Raw genomic sequence first — 23,744 nt, 5'->3', positions numbered from 1 at the left:
GGCTTGTCAGGCGCCCCTGCGCAGCACTCCGACGCTCAAGCCCTCTATGGCGAAGGCCTGCTCGCGCAAATCCACGCGGATCGGTTCGTAGTCCGCGTTTTCCGGCAGCAGTTCCACGACATGCTTGCTACCGCCACGGCGGAAGCGTTTTACCGTCACTTCGTCTTCGATGCGCGCCACCACGACGTCACCATTGCGGGCCTCGCTCGTGCGGTGCACCGCCAGCAGGTCGCCATCCAGAATACCGATGTCCTGCATGCTGTCGCCATGAACCCGCAGAAAGTAGTCCGCCGCGGGCTTGAAGAAGTCCGCAGGGAGGGCGCAGTAGTCCTCGATGTGTTCCGCCGCCAGTAGCGGGCTGCCGGCGGCGACCCGGCCGATAATCGGGATTCCTGGATTGTCTGGCAGCCGGATGCCGCGCGAGGCGCCGGCGATGATTTCTATCGCGCCTTTGCGGGCCAGGGCCTTGAGGTGCTCTTCGGCCGCATTGGCGGACTTGAAGCCCAGCTCATTGGCGATGTCTGCCCGGGTCGGGGGGTAACCGGTCTGGTCGATATGCTGGCGGATGATATCCAGCACCTGCTGCTGCCGTTGCGTAAGCTTTTCCATAACCAGTCCATCTGTGTATATATACAGTGACTGGGATTATATACAGTAATGCGCGGCGACCACAAGGTAGTGTCAATAGTCCTCGACGCCGTACATGGTGTCCGGCTCAATCAGGCTGACGGGGTTGTTCCAGTCCTCCGGGTGGAAGGGCAGGTCGGGGTCCAGTCCGTCGTCATCGTCGAGTTCGAAGGGCGAGCGCCAGTCTTCCGGGGCGGCAGCGCGCTCCAGTGGCATCATGCGCCACACATCCAGGTCGTACTCCGCGACCTCGCCGTCCAGGTACTGGGTTTCAATGGTCAGGCTGGCTTCGTCCCAGGCGACGACTTCAAACAGGATGTTCGCCTCCAGGTCCTTGTACCACCCGCCGACAACGGGGCTCAGCATTTTCATTTCCCTCTCCCCTCAGTAGCGTGAATGCCCAACATATCATGTCAGTCCCCGCTGTCCATTATGTGTTATGAGTCTAAAAAAGCCGATTGAAATAGCGTTTTTTGCAGCCCTCTGGTTTTCTTTCCGCATTTCAGTTGCTTGCGCCATTCTCGCGATAATGGCCTGATGTCCGGCCGTCGCTGTTATACTTGAACTCGAAGCGTGCTCGTTTCCTAAATAAGAAAATTGTCTAAACACACCTGGGCTGGAGTTTGTCGCACCGTGGAAGTCGCTGAGGAATCGCTGAGCCAGATGCTTGCCAACTATGGGCTGGACTCCCCGCTGGCCGCCGCCGGCGCCATTGTCGTGGCAGGGGGCCTCATTCACCTGGCCCTCGGAGTACTGTTGCGGCGCCTGCACCGCGTTGCCCTGCACAGCAGCAACCGCTGGGATGATGTGTTCGTGACCGCTTTGGAGCGCCCCCTGCGGGTGGTGTTGTGGGTGGTGGTGCTGATGTTGCTGATGACGGTATTCCCGGTGACGGAAGCCGTACAGGGCACGCTGCTGTTGGCCTACGACACCGCCCTCGTGCTTTTGCTGGTGTGGTTCCTGCACCGACTGATCTCCGGCGCCGAGGAAGAGTTGCTGGACCCTGCTCGCGGCCACAAGGCATCCACCGACAAGGCGGCGGTGCACTCCACCGCCAAACTGCTGCGTATCATCCTCCTCATTATCGGCGGCCTGATGGCCCTGCAAAGCGTAGGTGTGTCGGTGTCCGGCCTGCTCGCCTTTGGCGGTATCGGTGGAATTGCGGTGGGCTTTGCTGCCAAGGACCTGCTGGCGAATTTCTTCGGTGGCCTGGGGATCTACCTGGACCGACCCTTCAGTCCCGGCGACTGGATCCGCTCCCCGGACCGCAATATCGAGGGCACCGTGGAGGATATTGGCTGGCGTCTGACCCGTATCCGCACGTTCGACCAGCGGCCTCTCTATGTCCCCAATGCGGTGTTCACCCAGATTGCGGTAGAAAACCCGTCCCGGATGTTCAACCGGCGCATCTTCGAAACCATCGGTATCCGGTACCAGGATGCGGGCAAGATGGCGGGCATCATTGAGGATGTGCGGAGTATGCTGGAAAAGCACCCGGACATTGACCTCGGGCGGACCCTCATTGTCAATTTCACCGCCTTCGGCCCATCGTCACTGGACTTCTTCGTCTATACGTTTACCCGCACCACGGTGTGGGTGGAGTTTCACCAGATCAAGCAGGATGTCCTGTTGCAGATTCTCGAAATTATTCACGCCCACGGCGCCGATGTCGCCTTTCCCACCCGCACCCTTCACGTGGAACAGGTCCAGCCCGAGGCCCTGGCTGCCGGCCCGGGGAAACAGCAATGAGCACTATCGGCATCATCGGCGGTACCGGTATCGAACAATTGCAGGGGCTCTGCATCGTCCGCGAACACGCCGCCGACACCCCCTTCGGTGCGCCGTCGCGGCCGATTCAGGAGGGGCGGCTCGGGGAAGAAGCGCTGTTTTTCCTGCATCGCCACGGCAGCCCCAAGGTGATTCCCCCGCATCTCATCAATTACCGCGCCAACATCAGTGCCCTGCACACTCTGGGCGTGCGACGACTGGTGGCGATCAACGCGGTGGGAGGCATCAGCCCGGACATGCAGCCCGGGCGCCTGGTTATCCCGGACCAGCTTGTCGACTACACCTGGGGCCGGGAGCACAGCTTCGACGATGGCAGCAGCGGCAGCCTGCAGCATATCGACTTTACCGAACCCTACGACCGCCCGTTGCGGCTGGCGCTGGTGCAGGCCGCCGAGACCGCGGGGATCGCCCACGAACCCTTCGGCGTCCACGCCGTCACCCAGGGGCCGCGGCTGGAGACCGCCGCCGAAGTGCGGCGCCTGGCCGGCGACGGCTGTGACGTGGTGGGAATGACCGGGATGCCCGAGGCCGCCCTGGCCCGGGAGCTGGGCATGGCCTATGCCTGTGTCTGCATGGTGGTGAACCCTGCAGCCGGCCTTGGCGACCTGCCCCTGACACTGGACATGATGCGCCAGATCCTGGAGCGCGAAGCCGGTGTGGTCAGAACACTGCTGGAGACCCTGTTGTCGGCTCTGTCTTCTGCAGAAGCTGCCGTATAGCGGTGTCGTAGTCCGCTTCCTGCAGGGCCTCCGGAGTCAGCGGAGTGAGTTTGATCACGACGCCCAGCAACGGGTGGTCGATGTAGTGCACCTCGCTGGAGCGCATGCGCCGCTGCTGCTGCAGCAGCACGGCGTGGCGCCAGGGGTAGGCGGTTGCCGCTCCCACTCCTTCGTCCGCCGCATTTTCGATTTGGTCCCAGGAAGGGTCGTACATACCGTCGAACTCGAGAGCTTCCTCCAGCTCTGCTTGCAGCAGCGGCGGTTCCACCAGTTCCAGCGAAGCGGGGGCCAGCGGCGGGGCGGGCATCCGCCAGTTGCCCGGCAGGTAACTGCCCTCCGTGTTCAGCCAGAGGTTGGTTTCCAGGTGCAGGAAGCGGGAGCGGTACAGGGTAACGGTACCCTGCAGTGGCGGATAGCTGGCCGTGTCGCCGGAGCGGTCCAGCACCAGAGGCAGCGCGGCGCGCTGGTTCCCGATCGGCTGCCACCAGACTTCGTGAAACAGGACGCGGTAGGGCCCGTTGCGCTCCATGTAGGCGGCCTTGCCGCGGAATTCCCGGGCGCTGGCGGGCAATTGCACGAAGGGTGTGGGCAGGCGTGGCGGTTCGTCCAGCACCGCCGGTTCGGCCTCCGCCCCGGGACGCTCCCCCTCGGCGGCGTATTCGCCGGGCGGAGTGTCAACCATGCCGGGGGCCCCGGTGTCTCCGTCTGCGGGGGCTGCGCCTGGCCCGAGCGTGTCCGCGTTGCCGGCAATTGGCCCCTCAGCCACTGGCCACTGTGACTGCAGGTGTATGCGCTGGCGTCCCTGGGCATCCACCTCGCTGTAGTCTGCCCGATCCGTATTATCCAGGTTGGCCTGCAGGCGCTGCGGGTCGATCAGGAAGCGCAGCTGTTCCGGATAGGACAGTGCGGGCAGCGGGTCCCAGCGCTCGGCGCGCTGGGCAGCGGGATCAGTGTGGGCCACTACCAGCAGTTCGACCTGGTACCAACCCTGATCCTCCTGCGCGTGCAGGGGCAGCAGGGGCAGGGCGGCGATGAGTGCTGTCAGGGCGCGGGCGGGAAACTGGATCATCAGGCGGCATCTTCCGTGGCATCGGCGGTAAAGGTGTCCAGCAGCTGGTCCGCAAACTGCTGGCGCTGTTCTGGCGCATCCAGGCTGCGCTTGAAACGCAGACGCATGGCTCCGGCGAGCTGGTAGCCCTTGGGGTCGGTCTGTACCAGCTTGACCAGGCTCAACGGATTGACCCGCGTGGATTCCCGGAAATCGATATTACCACCGGCCGGGCCAACCTCAATGCCGGCGATGCCCAGGGTCTCGGCGCGAATGCGCAGGCGCGCAACCTGCACCAGGTTTTTCACCTGCTGCGGCAACAGGCCAAAGCGGTCGATCATCTCGACCTGGATAGCGCGCAGCGCCTGTTCGTCCGCCGCCGCGGCGATGCGCTTGTAGAGGATCAGGCGGGTATTGATGTCGGGCAGGTAGTCTTCGGGGATCAGCGCCGGCATGTGCAGGTTGATCTCGGTGCCGCTGTCCAGGGGCGTATCCGCGTCGGGAATTTCGCCGCGGCGCAGGGCCGCCACCGCCCGCTCCAGCATGCGCATATAGAGCGCGAAACCGACGCTCTGGATCTGGCCGCTCTGCTCGTCGCCGAGCAGTTCTCCGGCGCCGCGGATCTCCAGGTCATGGGTGGCCAGCAAGTACCCGGCGCCCAGATCCCCGGCGGCCTCGATCGCCTCCAGCCGTTTCTCCGCATCCGGGGTAATCACCGAGCGCGGCGGGCACAGGAGATAGGCGTAGGCCTGGTGATGCGAGCGCCCCACCCGGCCGCGCAGCTGGTGCAACTGTGCCAGACCGAACTTGTCCGCGCGTTCGATGATGATGGTGTTGGCATTGGGGATATCGATGCCGGTCTCGATAATAGTGGTGCACAGCAGGATATGGTGGCGCTGGTGGTAGAACGACGACATCACCTGCTCCAGCTGGCTCTCCTGCATCTGCCCATGAGCCACCGCAATCGACAGGTCCGGCAGCAGTTCCCGCAGTTTGCGCGCGGTCTCCTCGATGGTGCGGACTTCGTTGTGCAGGTAGTACACCTGCCCCCCGCGCAGGGTCTCCCGCAGTACGGCCTCGCGGATGAGGGCGATATTGTGTTCGCGGACAAAGGTTTTGATCGACAGTCGCCGCGCCGGCGGGGTGGCGATGACCGAGAGATCGCGCATGCCCCCGAGGGCCATGTTGAGCGTACGGGGGATGGGCGTGGCAGTCAGGGTGAGGATGTCCACCTCGGCGCGCAGGGCCTTGATCGCCTCCTTCTGCTTCACCCCGAAGCGGTGCTCCTCGTCGATGATCAGCAGGCCCAGGTCGCGGAACTGGAAATCCCTGGATAACAGCTTGTGGGTACCCACGAGGATGTCGACCTCGCCCCTGGCGACCCGGGCGGTTACAGCCTCCAGTTCTTTCGCGGACTTGAAGCGCGACACCACCTCCACTGTCAGCGGCCAGTCGGCAAAACGGTCGGCAAAGGAGTTGTGGTGCTGGCGTGCGAGAAGGGTAGTGGGAACCAGTACCGCCACCTGCTTGCCGTTGCGGGCGGCGATAAAGGCTGCACGCATTGCCACTTCCGTCTTGCCAAAGCCGACGTCGCCACAGACCAGGCGGTCCATGACCCGCGGGCTGGTCATGTCGGCGATTACCGCCTCAATGGCAGCGGCCTGGTCGGCGGTCTCCTCGAAGGGGAAGCTGGCGGCGAACTGTTCATATTCCATGGTCGGAAGCTCAAAGCAGTAGCCCTGCCGGGCCTCCCGCCGGGCGTAGACCTCCAGCAACTGGGCGGCCACGTCGCTGGCTTTTTCTGTCGCCTTGCGTCGCGCCTTTTCCCACTGGTCCGAACCCAGCTTGTGCAGTGGCGCCAGGTCCGGATCACTGCCGGCGTAGCGGCTCACCAGGTGCAGGGATGCCACCGGCACATAGAGCTTGCTGCCCTGGGCGTATTCCAGCGCCAGGAATTCGTTGTCGGCGCCGTCCACCTGCAGGGTCTGCAGGCCCAGGTAGCGGCCCACGCCGTGCTCCAGGTGCACCACCGGCACACCTTCGCGCAGCTCGTTGATGTCCCGGAAAACATTCTGGGCGCTGGTTTCGTCAGCCTTGCCCCGGCGTCGGCGCTGGGCAACGCGGTTGCCGAACAGCTGAGCCTCGCAGACCAGAGCCGGAGCATCGGGTCCGAAATACATGCCGCGATCAATCGGGGCAGTGGCGATCGCAAACGCCAGCCCCGAGGCGAGGAAGTCTGCCCAGTTGGCCACTTCCGGCGGTTCCAGCTGGTGCGCGGACAGGGTCTCCAGCAACACCTCGCGGCGGCCAGCGGATTCGGCGCAGAGCAGCACAGGCCCCGGGTGGCGCCCCAGGAACTGCTGCAAGCGGTCGGCCGGGGTCTGCCTGGAGCCCTCCGGCGCGAGGTCCGGTAGGGTTTGTGACGGGCTGGCCACATGCACCGGGGCATCCGGATTCCGCCGCAACTCCAGCACCGGGCAGGCCCCCAGCAACTGGTACAGCTCTTCAACCGGGGTAAAACAGCGGGCGGGAGGCAGCAGGGGGCGGCGCGGGTCGATCCCGTATTCACTGTAGCGATGACTGGCGTCTTCCCAGAAGCGCTGGGCGGCCTGGTAGTGGTCGCCAATGGCAATGACCGGCGTGCCCTCGGGCAGGTAGTCGAACAGGGTGGCGCAGTGCTCGAAAAACAGCGGCAGATAGTATTCACAACCTCCCGGGGAGCGTCCGGCGCTGACCTCGGAATACACCGGGCAGGCATCGTGGTCGACATCGAAGGCGTCGTACCAGTTCAGGCGGAAGCGGTCGATCGCAGCGCGGTTGAGGGGGTATTCCCGGGCCGGGAGCAGGTTGATGCCCTCGACCTTTTCGATGGTGCGCTGGGTTTCGGGGCTGAAGGTGCGCAGGCTGTCGACCTCGTCGTCCAGCAGGTCCACCCGGAACGGCAGCTCGCTGCCCATGGGGAAGATGTCCAGCAGAGAGCCACGCAGGGCGAACTCGCCGTGCTCGTAGACCGTATCGACGTTGTGGTAACCGTTGCGCTGCAGATTGCGACTGAAACTGTCCCGGTCCAGGGTCTGGCCGGGTTCCAGCACCAGGCTGGAACCGGCGATATAGGACGCAGGGGCCAGCCGGTGCATCAGTGTTGGCACCGGCACGATGAGGATGCCAGCCGCCAGGCTGGGCAGCCGGTACAGGGTCTGCAGGCGCTCCGAGACAATATCCTGGTGTGGAGAGAAATTGTCGTAGGGCAGGGTCTCCCAGTCTGGAAAGGCGAGGATGGCAATGTCCTCGCCGAGGAAGAAGGGCAACTCCCGCTCCAGTGCCAGGGCGGAGCTGGTGTCCGCAGTGATCACCAGCAGCAGCTCCCCCGGGCGAGCCAGTTCGGCGATGCAGCGGGCTTCGGCGCAGCCATGGAAGGGGCCCATGGCGGTGCGGCTGCCGGGCTTGGCGGGCCAGGGGGTGCTTGCGAGCAGGGGTGTGAACATGGATGACCGGTCGTTGGCGGAAACAGAGCGCCTATTGTAAGGCGCACGGTGAAAAGTACCACAGTGCCTTGCCCTCGACAGGTCAGAACGGGATAATACGCGCCCGTTGGAACCCCGGATTCCCCGCAGACAGGTGACAGACGAGTGAACGAACGCAAGCGAGAGCGCCCCGACGACTATTTCAGGGACTGGAAGGAGCGCGAGGCGCTGGCGGAAGGCATGATTCCGCTGGTGGGTGAGCTTTCCCGCCGCAAGAACGTCAAGTGCTATATCTACGGCAAGTCGCTGGTCAACCAGTCTGTCACCCAGATCATGAAGGACCACCGGTACGTGCGTCAGGTGGAAGAGAACGAGCTGTCCGAGTTCGAGACCTTCCCGGTGATCAAGGCCCTGTCACTGCTGGACCTCGGCCCCGCCCATATCGATATCGGCCGGCTTGCGGTCGAGTACTACGACAAGGGCGCCGGCGCCGGCATGAGCGTCGAGGACTATGTCCAGCAGCAGGTGGCGGACCTGGTCGGGAGCGAAACCGGCCCGGTTGCCGGTCCGGTCGACGTCGTTCTCTACGGCTTTGGCCGCATTGGCCGGTTGCTGGCTCGCATTCTTATCGACAAGACCGACGGCGGCGACTCCCTGCGCCTGCGCGCGGTGGTGGTCCGCAAGGGCAGCGCTCCGGATGACCTGGTCAAGCGCGCGAGCCTGCTGCGCAGGGATTCCGTGCACGGCGCCTTTGACGGCACCATCCGGGTCGACGAGGAGCGCCAGTCTTTCGTTGCCAACGGCAATGAAGTCAAGGTGATCTACGCCGATTCCCCGGATAGCATTGACTACACCGCCTACGGCATCAATAACGCGATTGTGATCGACAACACCGGCGTCTGGCGCGATGAGGCCGGCCTGTCCCAGCACCTGAAATCCAGGGGCGTGAGCAAGGTAATTCTCACCGCGCCCGGCAAGGGCGAGATGAAGAATGTGGTCGCCGGCATCAACAACAGCGCCATCACGGACAGCGACCAGATTATCTCCGCCGCATCCTGCACCACCAATGCCATCGTGCCGCCGCTGAAGGCCATGGACGACCGCTTCGGCATCATCAGCGGGCACGTGGAAACGGTGCACGCCTACACCAACGACCAGAACCTGATCGACAACTACCACAAGGCGGACCGTCGCGGCCGCAGCGCGCCCCTGAACATGGTGATCACCGAGACCGGCGCCGCGAAAGCGGTTGGGAAGGTGTTGCCACAACTCGAAGGCAAGCTCACCGGCAATGCTATCCGGGTGCCGATCCCCAATGTGTCGATGGCTATCCTCAACCTGACCCTGGGCAAGGCCACCACCAAAGACGATGTCAACGAGTACATGCGTCATATGGCGCTGCACTCCGACATGCGCAAGCAGATCGACTACTCCAATTCTCCCGAGGTCGTTTCCAGCGATTTCGTGGGCTCCAGGCACGCCTGTATCTTTGACGCGCAGGCGACCATCGTCAACGGCACCCAAGCAGTACTCTACCTGTGGTACGACAACGAGTTTGGTTACAGTTGCCAGGTTTACCGGATCCTGGAACAGATGGCGGGCATCAAGTACGCCCGCTATCCGAAGAAGTCTTGAGCCCGGCGGCAGGGCGGTAAAAGCTGTTGCCAGGCAACCGACTGCATCCGGGCACAGTAGTCTTTTGGCGGCGGGTTCCGCTATAATGCGCGCGGCCCGGATACGGGCGGTGGGCGGGTTAGAGCCCGCTGCCGCCGCCGCGCCCCGGCAGGGGCGCTACCACCGCCAGCGGCACGCCGCTCTGCAATACGGCCTTGGCCGCCACACTTACTTATGAACCTGTAGGCAGATCGTATGATCAAGATCAAGCGGGGCATGGACATCCCCATCCTGGGTGCTCCCAAGCAAGCCATTGAAGACGCCACAGCGGCCCGCGCCGTAGCGGTGGTCGGGCCCGACTACGTGGGGATGAAGCCAACCATGGAAGTCGCCGAGGGCGACCGGGTCAAGGCCGGCCAGTTACTGTTCACCGACAAGAAAACCGAGGGCGTGCGTTACACCGCGCCCGCGGGTGGCGTGGTCGCGGCCATCAATCGGGGCGCACGCCGTGCCCTGCAGTCAGTGGTGATTGAAGTCGAGGGCGATGCCTCCGAGAGCTTTCCCAGCTGGAGCGCCGAGGAAGCCCGCAACCTTGACCCCAGCACCATCCGCGACAACCTGAACCTTTCCGGCCAGTGGACCGCATTGCGCACGCGCCCGTTCAGCCGTGTGCCGGCGCTGGATGCCGAGGCGGCGGCCATTTTCATAACCGCGATAGACACGCACCCGCTGGCGCCGGATACCGCGCTGGTCATCGCCGAGCAGCCCGAGGCGTTTGCCCTGGGCCAGGACCTGCTGGGGCGGCTGACCGGGGGCAAGGTCTACCTGTGCAGCGCGGCTGGCGCCGATCTGCCGCGCGGGCAGGCGGCCAATATCGAACTGGCCGAGTTTGCCGGGCCCCATCCCGCGGGCCTCGCGGGCACCCATATCCATTTCGTTCTCGGTGGCGTCAGTACCGGTAAAGTCGTGTGGACCATCGGCTACCAGGACGTCATTGCCATCGGGCGCCTGTTCCTGGATGGCCAGATCCACACTAGCCGGATAATCGCCCTGGCTGGTCCGCAGGTGGAGAACCCGCGCCTGCTTCGTACCCGCCTTGGTGCCGACCTGCAGGCGCTTTGCGCCGGCGAGCTGAAGGAGGGCGATAACCGGGTAATTTCCGGCTCCGTTCTCGGCGGTCGCCGGGTGCAGGCGCCGACGGCCTATCTCGGCCGCTATCACAACCAGGTCAGCGTCTTGCGCGAGGGGCGTGACCGCGCCTTCATGGGCTGGCTCTCCCCGGGCGCGGAGAAACACTCCAGCCTCGGCATTTACCTGAGCAGCCTGTTCGGCCTCAAGCCCCTCGCCATGACCACAACCACCAACGGCAGCCAGCGCGCCATGGTGCCGGTGGGAACCTATGAAACCGTGGTGCCCCAGGACTACCTGCCGACCCACATGCTGCGAGCACTGATCGTCGGCGATACCGAGACTGCCCAGTCCCTGGGCTGTCTGGACCTGGACGAGGAAGACCTGGCCCTGTGCACCTATGTTTGCCCGGGCAAATACGAGTACGGTCCCATTTTGCGGGACAACCTGACACGCATTGAGAAGGAGGGTTAGGCCGTGGGACTGCGCAAGATCCTGGACGGGCTCGAACACCATTTCGAAGACGGCGGCCGCTACAAGAAGTGGTATCCGCTGTACGAGGCGGTGGATACCATTTTCTACTCTCCCGCGTCTGTCACCCGCAGCACCGCCCATGTGCGCGACGGGGTAGACCTCAAGCGCATCATGATCACTGTCTGGTTCGCGGCCTTTCCGGCCATGTTCTACGGCATGTACAACCTGGGTTTCCAGGCCAACGACATCCTCGCTGCCAGCGGCGGCCAGGTCGAAGGCTGGCGCGGCGGTCTGATTGCCGCCTTTGGCGGTTATGATCCGACCAGCCTTTGGGATTGCTTCTTCTTCGGCGCCCTGTTTTTCCTGCCCATCTACGCCACCACCTTCATCGTCGGCGGATTCTGGGAGGTGCTGTTTGCGATGAAGCGCGGCCACGAAGTGAACGAGGGTTTCTTTGTCACCTCGATCCTGTTCGCGTTGATCTGTCCCCCCGACGTGCCCCTGTGGCAGGTGGCGCTGGGCATCAGCTTCGGTGTGGTGATCGGCAAGGAAGTCTTCGGCGGTACCGGCAAGAACTTCCTCAACCCCGCCCTGACCGGTCGCGCGTTCCTGTATTTCGCCTACCCGGCCCAGATGTCGGGTGACGGGGTGTGGACCGCGGTGGACGGCTACACAGGCGCCACCCCGCTGTCCGTGGTGGCCTCCGACGGCATGGCGGCACTGGAGCAGCAGATCAGCTGGATGCAGGCCTTCACCGGGTCTATCCCCGGTTCCATCGGCGAGACCTCCACCCTGGCGATCCTGATCGGCGGTGCGCTGCTGCTGGTGACACGTATCGCTTCCTGGCGCATCGTGGCCGGCGTGTTCCTCGGCATGGTGGCCCTGTCCACCCTGTTCAACATCATCGGCTCCGACAGCAACCCCGCCTTTGGCATGCCCTGGTATTGGCACCTGGTGGTCGGTGGTTTCGCCTTCGGCATGATGTTCATGGCCACCGACCCGGTGTCTGCCGCCTATACCAACACCGGCAAGTTCGCCTACGGTATCCTGATCGGCCTGATGTGTGTGCTGATCCGGGTGGTCAATCCGGCGTTCCCGGAAGGCATCATGCTGGCAATCCTGTTCGCGAACCTGTTCGCTCCGCTCATGGACCACTTCGTGATCCAGTCCAATATCAAACGGAGGCTTGCCCGTGTCCAAGAATGACGGCATCAGTAAAACCCTGCTGGTCGCCTTCGCGCTATGCATTGTCTGCTCGGTGGTGGTTTCCACCGCGGCGGTGCTGCTGAAGCCAGCCCAGGAGGCCAACAAGACCCTGGATCGCAAGCGCAACATTCTCGCTGCGGCGGGCATGCTGGAAGAGGGCGCCTCCATTGAGGAGCAGTTCGCCCAGATCCAGGCCCGGGTGGTGGACCTGCGCACCGGCCGTTTCACGGATGACGTGGATCCGGCGAGCTATGAGCCGGTCAAGGCGGCCAAGGACCCCTCCCGCTCCAGCAATTTGACCCAGGAAGAGGACATCGCGGGCATTGGCCGTCGCGAGGACTACGCTCTGGTCTACCTCGCTGAATCGGCGAACGGGGAACTGGACAAAGTGATACTCCCGGTCCGCGGTTACGGGCTGTGGTCCACCCTCTACGGCTTCATCGCCCTGGAGGCAGACGCCAACACCGTGGCAGGGCTGGGCTTTTACGAGCACGGCGAAACCCCCGGCCTGGGTGGCGAGGTGGACAACCCGCGCTGGAAGGCGCAGTGGCCAGGCAAGGAGGTCTACCGCGATGGCGAAGTGGAAATCGCGCTGGCCAAGGGAAGTGTCGACAGCAGCAGCCCCGATGCGCCCTGGCGGGTGGACGGCCTCTCCGGGGCCACCCTCACCTCGCGCGGAGTCACCCAGCTTGTGCATTTCTGGCTCGGCGAGCAGGGCTATGCTTCTTTTCTCAACAACCTGAAAGCCGGGGAGGCCTGACATGACGACCGTGAAAGAAACCCTCATATCGCCTATCTTCAGGAACAACCCGATCGCGCTGCAGATCCTCGGTATCTGCTCGGCGCTGGCGGTGACCTCCTCGCTGCAGGTGACCGTGGTGATGTGTATTGCCCTGACCCTGGTGACGGCGTTTTCCAACCTGTTCATTTCCATGATTCGGGCCCAGATACCCGGCAGCATCCGGATCATCGTGCAGATGACCATCATTGCCTCGCTGGTGATCGTGGTGGACCAGGTGCTGAAGGCTGTGGCCTACGAGATCAGCAAGCAGCTGTCCGTGTTCGTGGGCCTGATCATCACCAACTGTATCGTGATGGGCCGGGCCGAGGCCTTTGCCATGAAGAATCCGCCGGTGCCCAGCTTTATCGACGGGATTGGCAATGGTCTCGGCTACAGCGCGGTGCTGCTGTCCGTGGCCTTTGTCCGCGAGCTGTTCGGCTCCGGCAAGCTGTTCGGCATGGAAGTACTGCCGTTGGTGACCGAGGGTGGCTGGTACAACCCCAACGGCCTCCTGCTGCTGCCGCCGAGTGCGTTTTTCCTGATTGGCGGGTTCATCTGGATCCTGCGCAGTTTTGACAAGAAGCAGGTGGAGGCTCCGGACTTCCGGATGGCCAAACACACCGCGGCCGAGGAGGGCGCGTAATGGAACAGTACCTGAGCCTGTTTATTCGCGCCGTGTTCATCGAAAACATGGCGCTGGCGTTCTTTCTCGGCATGTGCACCTTCCTGGCCATTTCCAAGAAGGTGCAGGCGGCGATCGGCCTCGGCATCGCGGTCATCGTGGTGCTGACCATCACCGTGCCGGTCAACAACCTGATCTACAACTACCTGCTCGCCGACGGCGCCCTTGCCTGGGCAGGCCTGCCCGATGTGGACCTCAGCTTTCTCGGCCTGCTGTCCTATATCGGTGTGATCGCGGCGATTGTCCAGATTATGGAGATGTTTCTCGACAAGTATGTCCCAGCTCTCTACAACGCCCTGGGGGTTTTCCTGCCCCTGATCACGGTAAACTGTGCCATTCTCGGCGCGGCCCTGTTCATGGTCGAGCGCGACTACACCTTTGGTGAGAGCGTGGTATTCGGCGCCGGCGCCGGGTTCGGCTGGGCACTTGCCATCGTGGCCCTTGCGGGCATTCGCGAGAAGCTGAAGTACAGTGACGTGCCCGACGGCTTGCAGGGGCTCGGCATAACCTTTATCACTGTGGGTCTGATGTCGCTGGGCTTCATGTCCTTCGGCGGTATGAACATCTAGGCGGAAATGTTGTTATGAATCTGACGATTGTTCTTGGCGTCACCATGTTTACGGCGATCGTGCTCGCCCTGGTTGCCGTGATCCTGAGTGCGCGCTCGCGCCTGGTCAGCAGCGGCGAGGTTTCGATCGAGATCAACGGCGAGAAGACCATTCATGTGCCGGCGGGTGGCAAGCTGCTGCAGACCCTGTCCGAGAGCGGCCTGTTCCTGCCCTCCGCCTGTGGCGGCGGTGGCACCTGTGCCCAGTGCAAGTGCATCATTACCGAGGGTGGCGGCGCCATGCTGCCCACCGAGGAAGGACACTTCACTCGCCGCGATGCGAAAGAAGGCTGGCGCCTTAGCTGCCAGACCGCGGTCAAGCAGGACATGAAGATCGAGGTCCCGGAAGAAGTGTTCGGGGTCAAGCAGTGGGAGTGCACGGTGGAAAGCAATCCCAACGTTGCCACCTTCATCAAGGAGCTGACCTTGCGCCTGCCCGAAGGCGAAAGCGTTGATTTCCGCGCCGGCGGCTATGTGCAGCTGGAGTGCCCTCCGCACCATGTCAAGTACAAGGACTTTGATATCGAGGAGGAATACCGCGGCGACTGGGAGCGCTTCGGCTTCTTCAAGCTGGAGTCCGAGGTCAAGGAAACCACCATCCGCGCCTACTCCATGGCCAACTATCCGGAAGAGCGCGGCGTGGTGAAATTCAACATCCGTATCGCTACTCCCCCTCCGGGCAGCGAGGGAATTCCCCCCGGCGTCATGTCGTCCTGGGTGTTCAATCTCAAGCCCGGTGACAAGGTCAAGGTGTACGGGCCTTTCGGTGAATTCTTTGCCAAGGATACCGATGCCGAGATGATCTTCATCGGCGGCGGCGCCGGTATGGCCCCCATGCGCTCGCACCTGTTCGACCAGCTCAAGCGGCTGCACAGCAAGCGCAAGATATCGTTTTGGTACGGTGCCCGCTCGCTGCGGGAAATGTTCTACGTCGAGGACTACGATGGCCTGGCCGCGGAGAACGACAACTTCGAGTGGCACGTGGCGCTGTCGGATCCCCAGCCCGAGGACAACTGGGACGGTCTGACCGGCTTTATCCACAACGTGCTCTATGAGCAGTACCTCAAGGACCACCCGGCTCCCGAGGACTGCGAGTACTACATGTGCGGGCCGCCGATGATGAACGCCGCGGTCATCCGCATGCTCACGGATCTTGGCGTGGAGCCCGAAAATATCCTGCTGGACGATTTCGGCGGCTGATGACAGCCGTCAGCGTCGCGCAAAGCCACTCTTCGGGGTGGCTTTTTTATAGGGCGGCCTGCCTGGCAGTCGCTCTGCTCGTGCTGCTTGCTGGCTGCGAGCGGCAACCCCGACCGGTCGAGTTGGCCGGCGAGGCCATGGGCACGACCTGGCATGTGACGTACCTGCCCGTCGCCGGGAGCGCCGACCCCGCCGGGATAGGCCGGAACCTGGAACAACGGCTTGCCGCCGTCAATGACAGCATGTCGACCTGGCAGTCGGACTCGGAGATCAGCCGTTTCAACCGCTCCTCCCCGGGTACCTGGGTCACTGTTTCCCAGCCTTTTGCCGAGGTGGTGGCGGCCGCCCTGGAGATCGGCGAGCTGTCGGGTGGCGCCTACGACGTCACCGTGGGGCCGCTGGTGGAACTGTGGGGCTTTGGTCCCGCCCGCCCGCGACTGGACCTGCCCAGCGACGCCGCGATCCGTGCGCGCCAGGACCTGGTCGGGCAACGGTTCCTGGAACTGGACCGGGAGCAGGGGCGCATGCGGCGCCTGCGAGAGGTGGAGCTGGATCTGTCCTCCATCGCCAAGGGCTATGCGGTTGATCTGCTTGCGGAGGCGTTGCAGTCGCAACAAATCACCGACTTTCTGGTCGAAGTGGGTGGAGAAATGCGTTTGTCAGGCACCAGCCCCCGGGGTGACGCCTGGCGGGTGGCTGTGGAACGCCCGCAGCCCGGCGCGCGCTCGGTCGCGCTGGGCATCGCGCTGACGGACGTGGCAATTGCCACGTCCGGCGACTACCGCAATTACTTCGAGGTCGGCGGTCGCCGCTACTCCCACAGCATCGACCCGCGCACCGGCCGCCCGGTGGCTCACGATCTGGTCTCGGTCACGGTGATTGCGGCTGACTGCATGCGCGCCGACGGCTGGGCTACAGCCCTGACCGTGCTCGGAGCCGATGAGGCGCTGGCGCTGGCCGAGAGCCAGGGCCTCGCGGTATATTTGCTGCGCCAGGAAGGTGAGCGTATCGTGCCACTGTATTCGAGCGCATTCGAGCCCTGGCTCGATGCGTCAAACCTTACGCACTAGCGGCGATTGCAGCCGCGGGGAAGTTTGCTATGACTGTTTTCGTACTCACCGCCGCGCTGATCGGCATTGTCATGGCGATCATGGCTGTCGGTGTCATCATGGGCCGCGGCCCGATCAAGGGCTCCTGTGGCGGCATGGGCGCCCTGGGGTTCGATACCGCCTGCGACATTTGCGGCGGCGACCCGAAACGCTGCGAGGAAGAGACCCGCGACAGCAAGGGCGCAGCGGCGGACAACGCCCAGTTCTATCCTGCCGATCGCTAGTTGTCGGCGCGAAAGGCCTTGCCCGGTAGTTACCCGCTGAACCCGCGCTATGTCCTCTTCGTCGGGTTGCGGTACAGCTTCAGCCGCAAGCGCAACCGGTTCGCCAGCGTCATAGCGCTGGTGTCCATGCTGGGCATGGTGCTCGGGGTCGCCAGCCTCATCACCGTCCTTGCCATTATGAACGGCTTTGCCGGCGAACTGCGCGAGCGCATCCTGTCTTTGGTACCCCACGGCTATGTGGAACCCGCCGGCAAGGGCCTGCTGCCGGACTGGCTACAGCTGGCAACCATGCTGGAAGCCCACCCCCAGGTCATCGCGCTTGCGCCCTACATCACCGACAAGGTTATTATCGCCGGTCCGGCACAGCTGCGCGGGGCGGTGCTCACCGCGATCGATCCCTCACGGGAGGCGGCTGTTTCCGGGGTGGGGGAAGCGATGATTTACGGCAGCCTTGCGGGTCTCGACGCGGAGCCCTTCAGCGTAGTGCTGGGTGCGAGCCTGGCCCGGGTGCTGGGGGTTGGCCCGGGCGACAGTATCGAGGTCACCATTCCCCGGCTGACAGTCACTCCCCTGGGAACCTTTCCGCGCAGCAAGCGCCTGCGGGTCAGCGGCCTGTTCCAGGTCAATGCCCAGCCCGACAGCTATCAGGCCTATGTGTCGCTGCAGACGGGGCAGCGCCTGTTTGCAGCGGGCAGCGGTGTGGGCGGGCTGCAGATCCGCACCGCCGATCTCATGAGTGCGCCGCGAAAGCTTGCAGCGCTTGCCCCGGTCCTGCCGCCGGGGCTGGTGGTGCGGGACTGGAGCCAGACCCAGGGCAGCCTGTTCCGGGCGGTGAAGATGGAAAAGATCATGGTCGGCTTGCTGCTGCTGAGCGTAGTCGCCGTCGCAGCTTTCAATATTGTCTCCACCCTGGTCATGTCGGTCGCGGAAAAGCGCGGGGACATCGCCGTGCTGCGCACCATGGGCGCACGCGCCGGCGGCATCATGGGAATATTCGTCGCCCACGGACTTGGCCTGGCGGCAGCCGGGATCGGCTGTGGCACGCTGCTGGGTGTGGTGTTGGCCAACAACATCGCTGCAGTCACGGCCCGCCTGGAGGACTGGTTCGGGGTAAAGCTGTTTGACCCGGCGGTCTATTTCATCAGCGAGCTGCCCGCGGAATTGCACTGGCAGGACGTGCTCTGGGTGGTCGCTGCCGCTCTGCTGCTCAGCCTCGCCGCAACCCTCTACCCGGCCTGGCGCGCCGCCCGCATCGCTCCCGCCGAGGTACTGCGTTATGAATGATCAGGTCGTGCTCTGTGCCGACAAGCTGGGCCGGGCATACCGGGACGGCAATCGGGAAGTCCGGGTCCTGGACGGCTTGCAGCTGGCTCTGGGCGAGGGTGAGAAAGTGGCGATTATCGGCGCCTCAGGTTCCGGCAAGTCGACCCTGCTCAATTTGCTCGGAGGGCTTGATGAGCCCAGCTCCGGCCGGGTGCTGATGCGCGGCCAGGACCTCGCTGCACTCGGGGAGCGCGCGCTATGCCGCTGGCGTAACCGCCACCTGGGATTCGTCTACCAGTTCCATCACCTGTTGCCTGAATTCGACGCCCGGGAGAACGTCGCCATGCCCCTGCTGATCGGCGGCCTGGGCCGGCGCCAGGCCTGGCAGCGAGCGGAGTCCATGCTGGCCGGCGTGGGCATGGGGCATCGCCTGCAACACCGGCCCGGGGAGCTGTCCGGTGGCGAACGCCAGCGCGTGGCAATCGCCAGGGCCCTGGTGACCGAGCCGGACTGCGTGCTGATGGACGAGCCCACTGGCAACCTGGATCCGGAGTCTGCGGCCCAGGTGCTGGCCCTGATCGACAGCCTCAGTGCCGGCAGTACCGCGTTTGTGGTGGTTACCCACGACCCGGCCATCGCCCGGCGCATGGACCGAACCCTGGAACTGCTGCAGGGTGCGCTGGTGGAGCGGGCCCGTGAACCGGCTTGAGTTGCTGCGCATAGCGGTGCGCTACAGCTTTGCCTTTGGTCGCGGCTACCTGTCCACCTTCTTGTCCTCTCTGTCCACCCTGGGCCTGGTCCTGGCCATTGGCCTGCTGATCGCGGTCCTGTCGGTCATGAACGGTTTCGACAAGGAAATGCGCGAGCGGATTCTGGCGCTGGTGCCCCATATCACCGTTTACGGCCAGCAGCCGTTACAGGACTGGCAGACACTCGCTTCGGATTTGCAGGCGCACCCCGAGATCCTTTCGGCGGTGCCTTTTGTCCAGTTTGACGCCCTGTTCCTGCGGGGCACTTCGATCGAAACCGCCGTCGGCGTAGGGCTGCAACCGAACGGCGACCAGGGCTTGCTCGCCGCATTGCCCGCGCCCCTGCGGGCGCAGTTCGCGGCGGCGCAGGACGGCCTGCTGCTGGGCAATGGCCTGGCGGGTCGTCTCGGCGCAGAAGTCGGGGATACCCTGACGCTGATTGTACCCACCGCGGGCGGGCGGGAGGCCGCGACCCGCTTTGCCAGCGTCACCGTGACCGGCCTGCTGGTTACCGGCACCGAGCTCGACGAGTCAGCGGCAGTCGTGCATCTGGCCCAGGCTTCGCAACTGGCGGGGCTCGAGGGTGGAGTCAGCGGCCTGCAGCTCCAGAGCCGGGATCTGTTCGGGGTCAGCCAGCTGGGCTGGGAGCTGCTGGGAAGCTTGCCCGCAGGGTACTACACCACCAACTGGATGATGAGCCACGGCAATCTCTACGCGGCAATCCAGCTTTCCCGGGACCTGGTCAGCATCCTGCTGTTCTCGATCATTGCAGTGGCCGCCTTCAACGTGGTCTCGTCGCTGGTGCTGGTGGTGTTTGACAAACAGGGCGATATTGCCATTCTGCGCACCCTGGGGGCGTCGGGTGGCGATATTACCTGGATATTCCTGCTGCAGGGCGCCATGATCGGCCTGGTAGGAGCGGTGTTGGGTGCGCTCTGCGGAGTTGTGCTGAGCCTGGGAATTCCACCCCTGGTCGCCGGCCTTGAGCAGCTGCTGGGACTGCACTTTCTCAGCACCGATGTCTACCCGGTATCATTCCTGCCGGTGGATATCCTGGCGGTGGATGTTGCCCTGGTCACCGCGGTCGCTTTTGCCATGTGCATACTTGCGGCGCTCTACCCGGCGCGGCGTGCAGCGAGACTGGCTCCCGCCCTCATTCTTCACCAGGAGCGGGTGTAGCACTGCCTTTCTTCCGACGGGAGAGGCGCAGGCCGTGGATGGCCCTGTGCTGTGCGCGGCGTCGCCATTTCCTGGCCACGTGGTACCGCCAGAGCAGACTCACACCCGTGTAACCCAGGGAGCCAAACAGCAGGCCGCAGATCAGGCTGCCTGCCAATAGCGGTTTCCACAGCACCCCGATACGGGCGCTGATCCACGCCATACTCATCTCGAACTCCGCCACCTGCACCGGCACATCGATCAGCAGCGCACCCACTCTATAGGATATGTAGAAAAGGGCCGGCATGGTCACCGGATTGGTGATCCACACCAGGGCCACGGACATGGGCAGGTTGCAGCGCAGCAGCACGGCCAGAACCGCCGCCACCAGCATCTGCCCGGGAATCGGCAGGAAGGCGACAAATACCCCGACGAAAAACGCCATCGCCGCCGAGTAGCGGTTGATATGCCAGAGATTGGTCTGGTAGATCCAGTCGCCCAGCACCTGCAGGGCCTCGATCTTGCGGATCTTGGTGGGCGTGGGCAGCCATTGTTTCAGGGTTTTTCTCGGCATGAAAACTCTGGTCGGAATGGATGTGTAACGGATTGGCGCACTGTGCTTGACTTGCAGTGGGCGACTGAATGCTGGTGCAGGTGGCCATTATGACGGCAAAAACAGCGCAGAACCATCAGTGAGACCCGCACTCGGCGGATTTGTTGCGACTGTGATCGCGGTTAGCCAGGCGCCGGCCCTGCCACCTCTCTGGCTGGGTCTGGTGGTCGCAGTCGCGGGAGTGCTGGCGCTGCTGTTTCTCCGCGCTCCCTGGCGGATACTGGGTGCATGCCTTGCCGCTGCGGGGCTGGCTGCAGCGTACGGCCAGGCCCTGCTGGAAAGACGCCTGCCCGACGCCTGTGAGCGGGTGCCGATGCTGGTGTCCGGCACCGTTGCCAGCCTGCCCAGGGTCACCCCGTTCCCGGACGGGCGGCGCCAGCAACGCTTCGAGTTCATCAGTGATTCACTCCCGCTTGCCCACTGTCGCGGCCCGCGCCGTCTGCTGCTCAATTATGCTGGCGAAGCCGAGCTGGTCCCGGGTGAGCGCTGGCAATTCGACGTCTTGCTGCGCAGGCCCTGGGGGCTTGCGAACCCCGGATCCTTCAATATGCAATCCTGGTATGCACAGACCGGGATTGATGCAGTGGGCAGTGTACGCCGTGCGGCGCCCGCCCGGCGCATGGCGGACGCGGGCCCGCGCTCTGCGCACCAGCGCTATCGGCAGCGCCTGAGTGAACAAATCCTTGTGGCGTTGGGGGAGGGGCCCGCCAGCGCCATCCTCCGGGCCGTGGTCGTCGCAGACCGCAGCGGCCTCAATCATGAACTCTGGGCGCTGTTTCGCCAATACGGTATCAGCCACCTGCTGGTTATTTCCGGTTTGCATGTGGGGATGGTGGCAGCGTGCGGCTATTTCGTGGGCAGTATGGCAGCAGGCATGCTGGCGCTGCTGCGCGGGGGGCGCGGGGCAGTCCTCGCCGGGCCGCTGTGCGCGTTGCTGCTGGCGACTGCATATACCACGCTGGCCGGGTTCAGCCTGGCCACGACCAGAGCATGGCTGATGTTGTTCTGTTTCCTGCTGGCAATCCTGTGCGGGCGCCCGGGCCTGTCCTGGAACAATCTTCTGGTGGCCGCGGCGGTGCTGCTGGCGCTGAATCCGCTGGCTGCTCTCGGCGCGGGTTTCTGGTTGTCATTTTGCTCTGTCGCCTGTCTTCTGTGGCTGGCGCTCTGGCGCCCGCAGGCGGGTCTGGCGGAACGCTGGCTGGGGACCCATGCTTATATGTGCCTGGCCATGCTGCCCCTGTCCGGCTGGTGGTTTGGCGGCGCCAGCCAGGTGGCGGCCCTCGCCAATGCGGCGCTGGTGCCGCTGCTGGGGTTGTTTGTGGTCCCCCTGGCGCTCGCGGGCGTGGCGCTGGCCGCCATTGGCATTGACCTTGCGACCAGCCTGTGGGCGCTTGCAGCCTGGCCGTTGCAGCAGCTGTTACCGCTTGGCGCGGGGCTGGCTGAGCGCCACCCGGACTGGTTGTACCGTAGCTTCACGCCGACTTTCCCCGCCATCGGCCTGGCGCTGGTCGCGCTGGCGCTGGCGGTGATGCCCCTGCGGAGGTTCGTCAAGCTGCTCTTGCTGCCGGTTCTGCTGGTGCCCCTGCTCACACCGCTGCACGGCCATCGAGGGGTCAAGGCCGACGCTGTGCAGGTGATCGCGATCGATGTGGGGCAGGGGACCGCGGTACTGGTCTACGATCGCAGTCATGCGCTGCTCTATGACACAGGGGGCGGTGTCCCCGGTGGGCCGGATCTCGCGGACGAGGTCATTGTGCCCCTGCTGCGCAGCCGCGGGATCTCCCGTCTCGACACCCTGGTGGTCAGCCACGCCGACCACGACCACATTGGCGGCCTCGGGACCCTGCGCAGGCGGCTACCAGTGGATGCACTGCTGGTCGGCGCCGACCTTGCGGACGAACCGCAAGCGCAGCCGTGCCGGGCCGGGATGGCGTGGCGCTGGCCCGGCGGTAGCCGCTTCCAGGTCCTGGCGCCCGCGCCGGGAGAGCAGCGCAGCAGCAATGACAGCTCCTGCGTCTTGCGTATCGAGGCCCACGGCCAAAGCCTGCTCCTGCCGGGAGACATCGGCGCGGATCGCGAACGGGAACTGGTTCGCTATTGGCGCGAGGGCCTGGCCAGCAGACTGGCGCTGGCGCCCCACCACGGCAGCAACACCTCCTCCAGCAGCGCCTGGCTGCGGCAGGTTGAACCCGAACTGGTCATCTATACCCACGGCAGGGCGAATCCCTACGGCCATCCGGCCGCCGCAGTTCGCGACCGTCACGTCCAGCAGGGTATCGCCACCCGCAGCACCGCGCTCGAGGGGGCGCTGGAGTGGACCCTCCGGCCTCACCGGACCCCGCAGCTGATGACCGAGCGCAGCCGCTTCCCGCGCTACTGGGAACACTAGCGCCTGTTTCGCCGCCTTCGGCCCTGTGCGTATAATGCGGCAACGCATTCACCATGGACTTACATTGTGCTGGAACTGGTAATCGCGGGCGGTTGGCTAATGGTGCTGATCCTGCTCTGCTCTGTCGTGGCGTTGGCCATCTGCATTGAGCGGCTCTATACCCTCAATCCCCGGAAAATCTCCCCTCCGCATCTGCTGGCCACGGTCTGGAAACAGCTCAAGGCCAGCGAACTGGACAGCATGCGTTTGCGCAATCTGCGCCAGTCCTCGCCGCTGGGACGCATCCTCGCCGCAGGGCTCGCCAATGCCAGCCACGGCCGCGATGTGATGAAAGAGAGCATCCAGGACGCGGCCAGCCACGTGGTGCATGATCTGGAGCGCTACCTCAATACCCTGGGCACGATTGCCGCCATCGCGCCGCTGCTCGGACTGCTGGGTACCGTGGTCGGCATGATCAAGGTCTTTGCCCAGATCATGGCCCAGGGCACCGGCAACGCCAGCGCCCTGGCGGGAGGCATCTCCGAAGCCCTGATCACCACTGCGGCGGGGCTGGCAGTCGCCATCCCGGCACTGGCGATGCACCGCTATTTTACCGGGCGTATCGACGCCATCGTCGTCGGTCTGGAGCAGGAGACCATCAAGCTGATGGATGCCCTGCATAACGAAGAACGCCGGGACGACCGGACTTGAAGTTCCGCCGCCAGCGCCCGGGCGAGGTCGGTGTCAACCTGACCCCGCTGATCGACGTGGTCTTCCTGCTGCTGATTTTCTTCATGGTATCGACGACCTTTACCCGCGAAACCCAGCTCACCCTGGATCTGCCCGAGGCCAGTGGCGCGGCACGGGACACGCCCGAGCAGCAGGTGGAGGTGCTGGTGGACGAGCAGGGTCGCTACCGGGT

At 64.3% G+C, this 23,744-nt stretch carries 22 protein-coding genes; 17 read left to right on the top strand and 5 right to left on the bottom strand.

The window, feature by feature from the left end; genetic code table 11:
- Window positions 1–6: 6 nt before the first annotated feature.
- A complete protein-coding gene (gene lexA / locus RJQ10_RS15040) occupies window positions 7–609 on the bottom strand; it encodes a transcriptional repressor LexA (RefSeq protein WP_350148046.1) in 603 nt (200 codons plus the stop codon).
- Between the two features lie 72 nt (window positions 610–681).
- A complete protein-coding gene (locus RJQ10_RS15035) occupies window positions 682–999 on the bottom strand; it encodes a DUF6763 family protein (protein ID WP_350148044.1) in 318 nt (105 codons plus the stop codon).
- 261 nt (window positions 1,000–1,260) lie between these two features.
- Between RJQ10_RS15035 and RJQ10_RS15030 the strand changes: the two genes are divergently transcribed.
- Window positions 1,261–2,376, top strand: a complete 1,116-nt coding sequence (locus RJQ10_RS15030; protein WP_350148042.1) for a mechanosensitive ion channel family protein — start codon at window positions 1,261–1,263, stop codon at window positions 2,374–2,376.
- Window positions 2,373–3,134, top strand: a complete 762-nt coding sequence (locus tag RJQ10_RS15025) for an S-methyl-5'-thioinosine phosphorylase (protein ID WP_350148041.1) — start codon at window positions 2,373–2,375, stop codon at window positions 3,132–3,134. The genes RJQ10_RS15030 and RJQ10_RS15025 overlap by 4 nt, the downstream gene beginning before the upstream one ends.
- Here the strand turns inward: RJQ10_RS15025 and RJQ10_RS15020 are convergent.
- Window positions 3,076–4,203: a CsiV family protein gene (locus tag RJQ10_RS15020; RefSeq protein ID WP_350148039.1), complete on the bottom strand. Its 1,128-nt coding sequence runs from the start codon at window positions 4,201–4,203 to the stop codon at window positions 3,076–3,078. The genes RJQ10_RS15025 and RJQ10_RS15020 overlap by 59 nt on opposite strands.
- The gene (mfd, locus tag RJQ10_RS15015) at window positions 4,203–7,667 is read right to left on the bottom strand and encodes a transcription-repair coupling factor (protein ID WP_350148037.1); all 3,465 of its coding nucleotides are present in this window, start codon (window positions 7,665–7,667) and stop codon (window positions 4,203–4,205) included. Before mfd ends, RJQ10_RS15020 begins: the two co-directional genes overlap by 1 nt.
- 144 nt (window positions 7,668–7,811) lie before the next feature.
- On the opposite strand from mfd, the gene RJQ10_RS15010 reads away from it, so the two are divergent.
- The 12 genes from RJQ10_RS15010 (at window position 7,812) to RJQ10_RS14955 (ending at window position 19,862) form a co-directional block, all read left to right on the top strand.
- Entirely contained in the window at window positions 7,812–9,281 is a 1,470-nt protein-coding gene (locus RJQ10_RS15010; RefSeq protein ID WP_350148035.1) for a glyceraldehyde-3-phosphate dehydrogenase, read from the top strand.
- Between the two features lie 234 nt (window positions 9,282–9,515).
- Complete coding sequence (locus RJQ10_RS15005; RefSeq protein ID WP_350148033.1) at window positions 9,516–10,862, top strand: Na(+)-translocating NADH-quinone reductase subunit A; 1,347 nt, start codon at window positions 9,516–9,518, stop codon at window positions 10,860–10,862.
- A gap of 3 nt (window positions 10,863–10,865) precedes the next feature.
- The gene (locus RJQ10_RS15000) at window positions 10,866–12,068 is read left to right on the top strand and encodes an NADH:ubiquinone reductase (Na(+)-transporting) subunit B (RefSeq protein ID WP_350148031.1); all 1,203 of its coding nucleotides are present in this window, start codon (window positions 10,866–10,868) and stop codon (window positions 12,066–12,068) included.
- Window positions 12,055–12,828 carry a Na(+)-translocating NADH-quinone reductase subunit C gene (locus tag RJQ10_RS14995; protein ID WP_350148029.1) on the top strand — a complete coding sequence of 258 codons (774 nt, stop codon included), beginning with the start codon at window positions 12,055–12,057 and terminating at the stop codon, window positions 12,826–12,828. Before RJQ10_RS15000 ends, RJQ10_RS14995 begins: the two co-directional genes overlap by 14 nt.
- A 1-nt stretch (window position 12,829) precedes the next feature.
- Window positions 12,830–13,492 carry an NADH:ubiquinone reductase (Na(+)-transporting) subunit D gene (locus RJQ10_RS14990; RefSeq protein WP_350148027.1) on the top strand — a complete coding sequence of 221 codons (663 nt, stop codon included), beginning with the start codon at window positions 12,830–12,832 and terminating at the stop codon, window positions 13,490–13,492.
- A complete protein-coding gene (gene nqrE, locus RJQ10_RS14985; RefSeq protein WP_350148025.1) occupies window positions 13,492–14,100 on the top strand; it encodes an NADH:ubiquinone reductase (Na(+)-transporting) subunit E in 609 nt (202 codons plus the stop codon). Before RJQ10_RS14990 ends, nqrE begins: the two co-directional genes overlap by 1 nt.
- A 14-nt stretch (window positions 14,101–14,114) precedes the next feature.
- Window positions 14,115–15,338, top strand: a complete 1,224-nt coding sequence (nqrF, locus tag RJQ10_RS14980; protein WP_350148023.1) for an NADH:ubiquinone reductase (Na(+)-transporting) subunit F — start codon at window positions 14,115–14,117, stop codon at window positions 15,336–15,338.
- A gap of 137 nt (window positions 15,339–15,475) precedes the next feature.
- On the top strand, window positions 15,476–16,408 hold the full coding sequence (locus RJQ10_RS14975; RefSeq protein ID WP_350148021.1) for an FAD:protein FMN transferase: 933 nt from the start codon (window positions 15,476–15,478) through the stop codon (window positions 16,406–16,408).
- A gap of 29 nt (window positions 16,409–16,437) precedes the next feature.
- Window positions 16,438–16,671, top strand: coding sequence for a (Na+)-NQR maturation NqrM (nqrM, locus tag RJQ10_RS14970; RefSeq protein WP_350148019.1), 234 nt, complete (start codon window positions 16,438–16,440; stop codon window positions 16,669–16,671).
- A gap of 18 nt (window positions 16,672–16,689) precedes the next feature.
- The gene (locus tag RJQ10_RS14965; protein ID WP_350148017.1) at window positions 16,690–17,955 is read left to right on the top strand and encodes a lipoprotein-releasing ABC transporter permease subunit; all 1,266 of its coding nucleotides are present in this window, start codon (window positions 16,690–16,692) and stop codon (window positions 17,953–17,955) included.
- The gene (locus tag RJQ10_RS14960) at window positions 17,948–18,643 is read left to right on the top strand and encodes an ABC transporter ATP-binding protein (RefSeq protein WP_350148015.1); all 696 of its coding nucleotides are present in this window, start codon (window positions 17,948–17,950) and stop codon (window positions 18,641–18,643) included. The genes RJQ10_RS14965 and RJQ10_RS14960 overlap by 8 nt, the downstream gene beginning before the upstream one ends.
- Complete coding sequence (locus tag RJQ10_RS14955; protein WP_350148013.1) at window positions 18,630–19,862, top strand: lipoprotein-releasing ABC transporter permease subunit; 1,233 nt, start codon at window positions 18,630–18,632, stop codon at window positions 19,860–19,862. The genes RJQ10_RS14960 and RJQ10_RS14955 overlap by 14 nt, the downstream gene beginning before the upstream one ends.
- Here the strand turns inward: RJQ10_RS14955 and RJQ10_RS14950 are convergent.
- Entirely contained in the window at window positions 19,837–20,415 is a 579-nt protein-coding gene (locus tag RJQ10_RS14950; RefSeq protein ID WP_350148011.1) for a DUF2062 domain-containing protein, read from the bottom strand. The two genes, RJQ10_RS14955 and RJQ10_RS14950, sit on opposite strands and share 26 nt — an antisense overlap.
- 151 nt (window positions 20,416–20,566) lie before the next feature.
- On the opposite strand from RJQ10_RS14950, the gene RJQ10_RS14945 reads away from it, so the two are divergent.
- The 3 genes from RJQ10_RS14945 to RJQ10_RS14935 all read left to right on the top strand — a co-directional run.
- The gene (locus RJQ10_RS14945; RefSeq protein WP_350148009.1) at window positions 20,567–22,843 is read left to right on the top strand and encodes a DNA internalization-related competence protein ComEC/Rec2; all 2,277 of its coding nucleotides are present in this window, start codon (window positions 20,567–20,569) and stop codon (window positions 22,841–22,843) included.
- A gap of 66 nt (window positions 22,844–22,909) precedes the next feature.
- Window positions 22,910–23,533, top strand: a complete 624-nt coding sequence (locus RJQ10_RS14940; protein WP_350148006.1) for a MotA/TolQ/ExbB proton channel family protein — start codon at window positions 22,910–22,912, stop codon at window positions 23,531–23,533.
- Window positions 23,530–23,744: ExbD/TolR family protein (locus RJQ10_RS14935; RefSeq protein ID WP_350148004.1), on the top strand; the 215-nt coding region annotated here is incomplete at its 3' end. The genes RJQ10_RS14940 and RJQ10_RS14935, both read left to right, overlap by 4 nt.

This window comes from Haliea sp. (assembly GCF_040222615.1).
Taxonomy (GTDB): Bacteria; Pseudomonadota; Gammaproteobacteria; order Pseudomonadales; family Halieaceae; genus Haliea.
The sequence above is the reverse complement of the archived record's forward strand: the minus strand, read 5'-3'. Positions and strand labels throughout refer to the sequence as shown.

Bases quoted from the DNA above. Each gene is read 5' to 3' on its own strand.
- RJQ10_RS15020 (WP_350148039.1), bottom strand. From the start codon at position 4,203: ATGATCCAGTTTCCCGCCCGCGCCCTGACAGCACTCATCGCCGCCCTG.
- RJQ10_RS14990 (WP_350148027.1), top strand. From the start codon at position 12,830: ATGACGACCGTGAAAGAAACCCTCATATCGCCTATCTTCAGGAACAAC.
- mfd (WP_350148037.1), bottom strand. From the start codon at position 7,667: ATGTTCACACCCCTGCTCGCAAGCACCCCCTGGCCCGCCAAGCCCGGC.
- lexA (WP_350148046.1), bottom strand. From the start codon at position 609: ATGGAAAAGCTTACGCAACGGCAGCAGCAGGTGCTGGATATCATCCGC.
- RJQ10_RS14960 (WP_350148015.1), top strand. From the start codon at position 17,948: ATGAATGATCAGGTCGTGCTCTGTGCCGACAAGCTGGGCCGGGCATAC.
- RJQ10_RS15025 (WP_350148041.1), top strand. From the start codon at position 2,373: ATGAGCACTATCGGCATCATCGGCGGTACCGGTATCGAACAATTGCAG.
- nqrM (WP_350148019.1), top strand. From the start codon at position 16,438: ATGACTGTTTTCGTACTCACCGCCGCGCTGATCGGCATTGTCATGGCG.
- RJQ10_RS15005 (WP_350148033.1), top strand. From the start codon at position 9,516: ATGATCAAGATCAAGCGGGGCATGGACATCCCCATCCTGGGTGCTCCC.
- RJQ10_RS14975 (WP_350148021.1), top strand. From the start codon at position 15,476: ATGGGCACGACCTGGCATGTGACGTACCTGCCCGTCGCCGGGAGCGCC.
- RJQ10_RS14950 (WP_350148011.1), bottom strand. From the start codon at position 20,415: ATGCCGAGAAAAACCCTGAAACAATGGCTGCCCACGCCCACCAAGATC.
- nqrF (WP_350148023.1), top strand. From the start codon at position 14,115: ATGAATCTGACGATTGTTCTTGGCGTCACCATGTTTACGGCGATCGTG.
- RJQ10_RS15035 (WP_350148044.1), bottom strand. From the start codon at position 999: ATGAAAATGCTGAGCCCCGTTGTCGGCGGGTGGTACAAGGACCTGGAG.
- nqrE (WP_350148025.1), top strand. From the start codon at position 13,492: ATGGAACAGTACCTGAGCCTGTTTATTCGCGCCGTGTTCATCGAAAAC.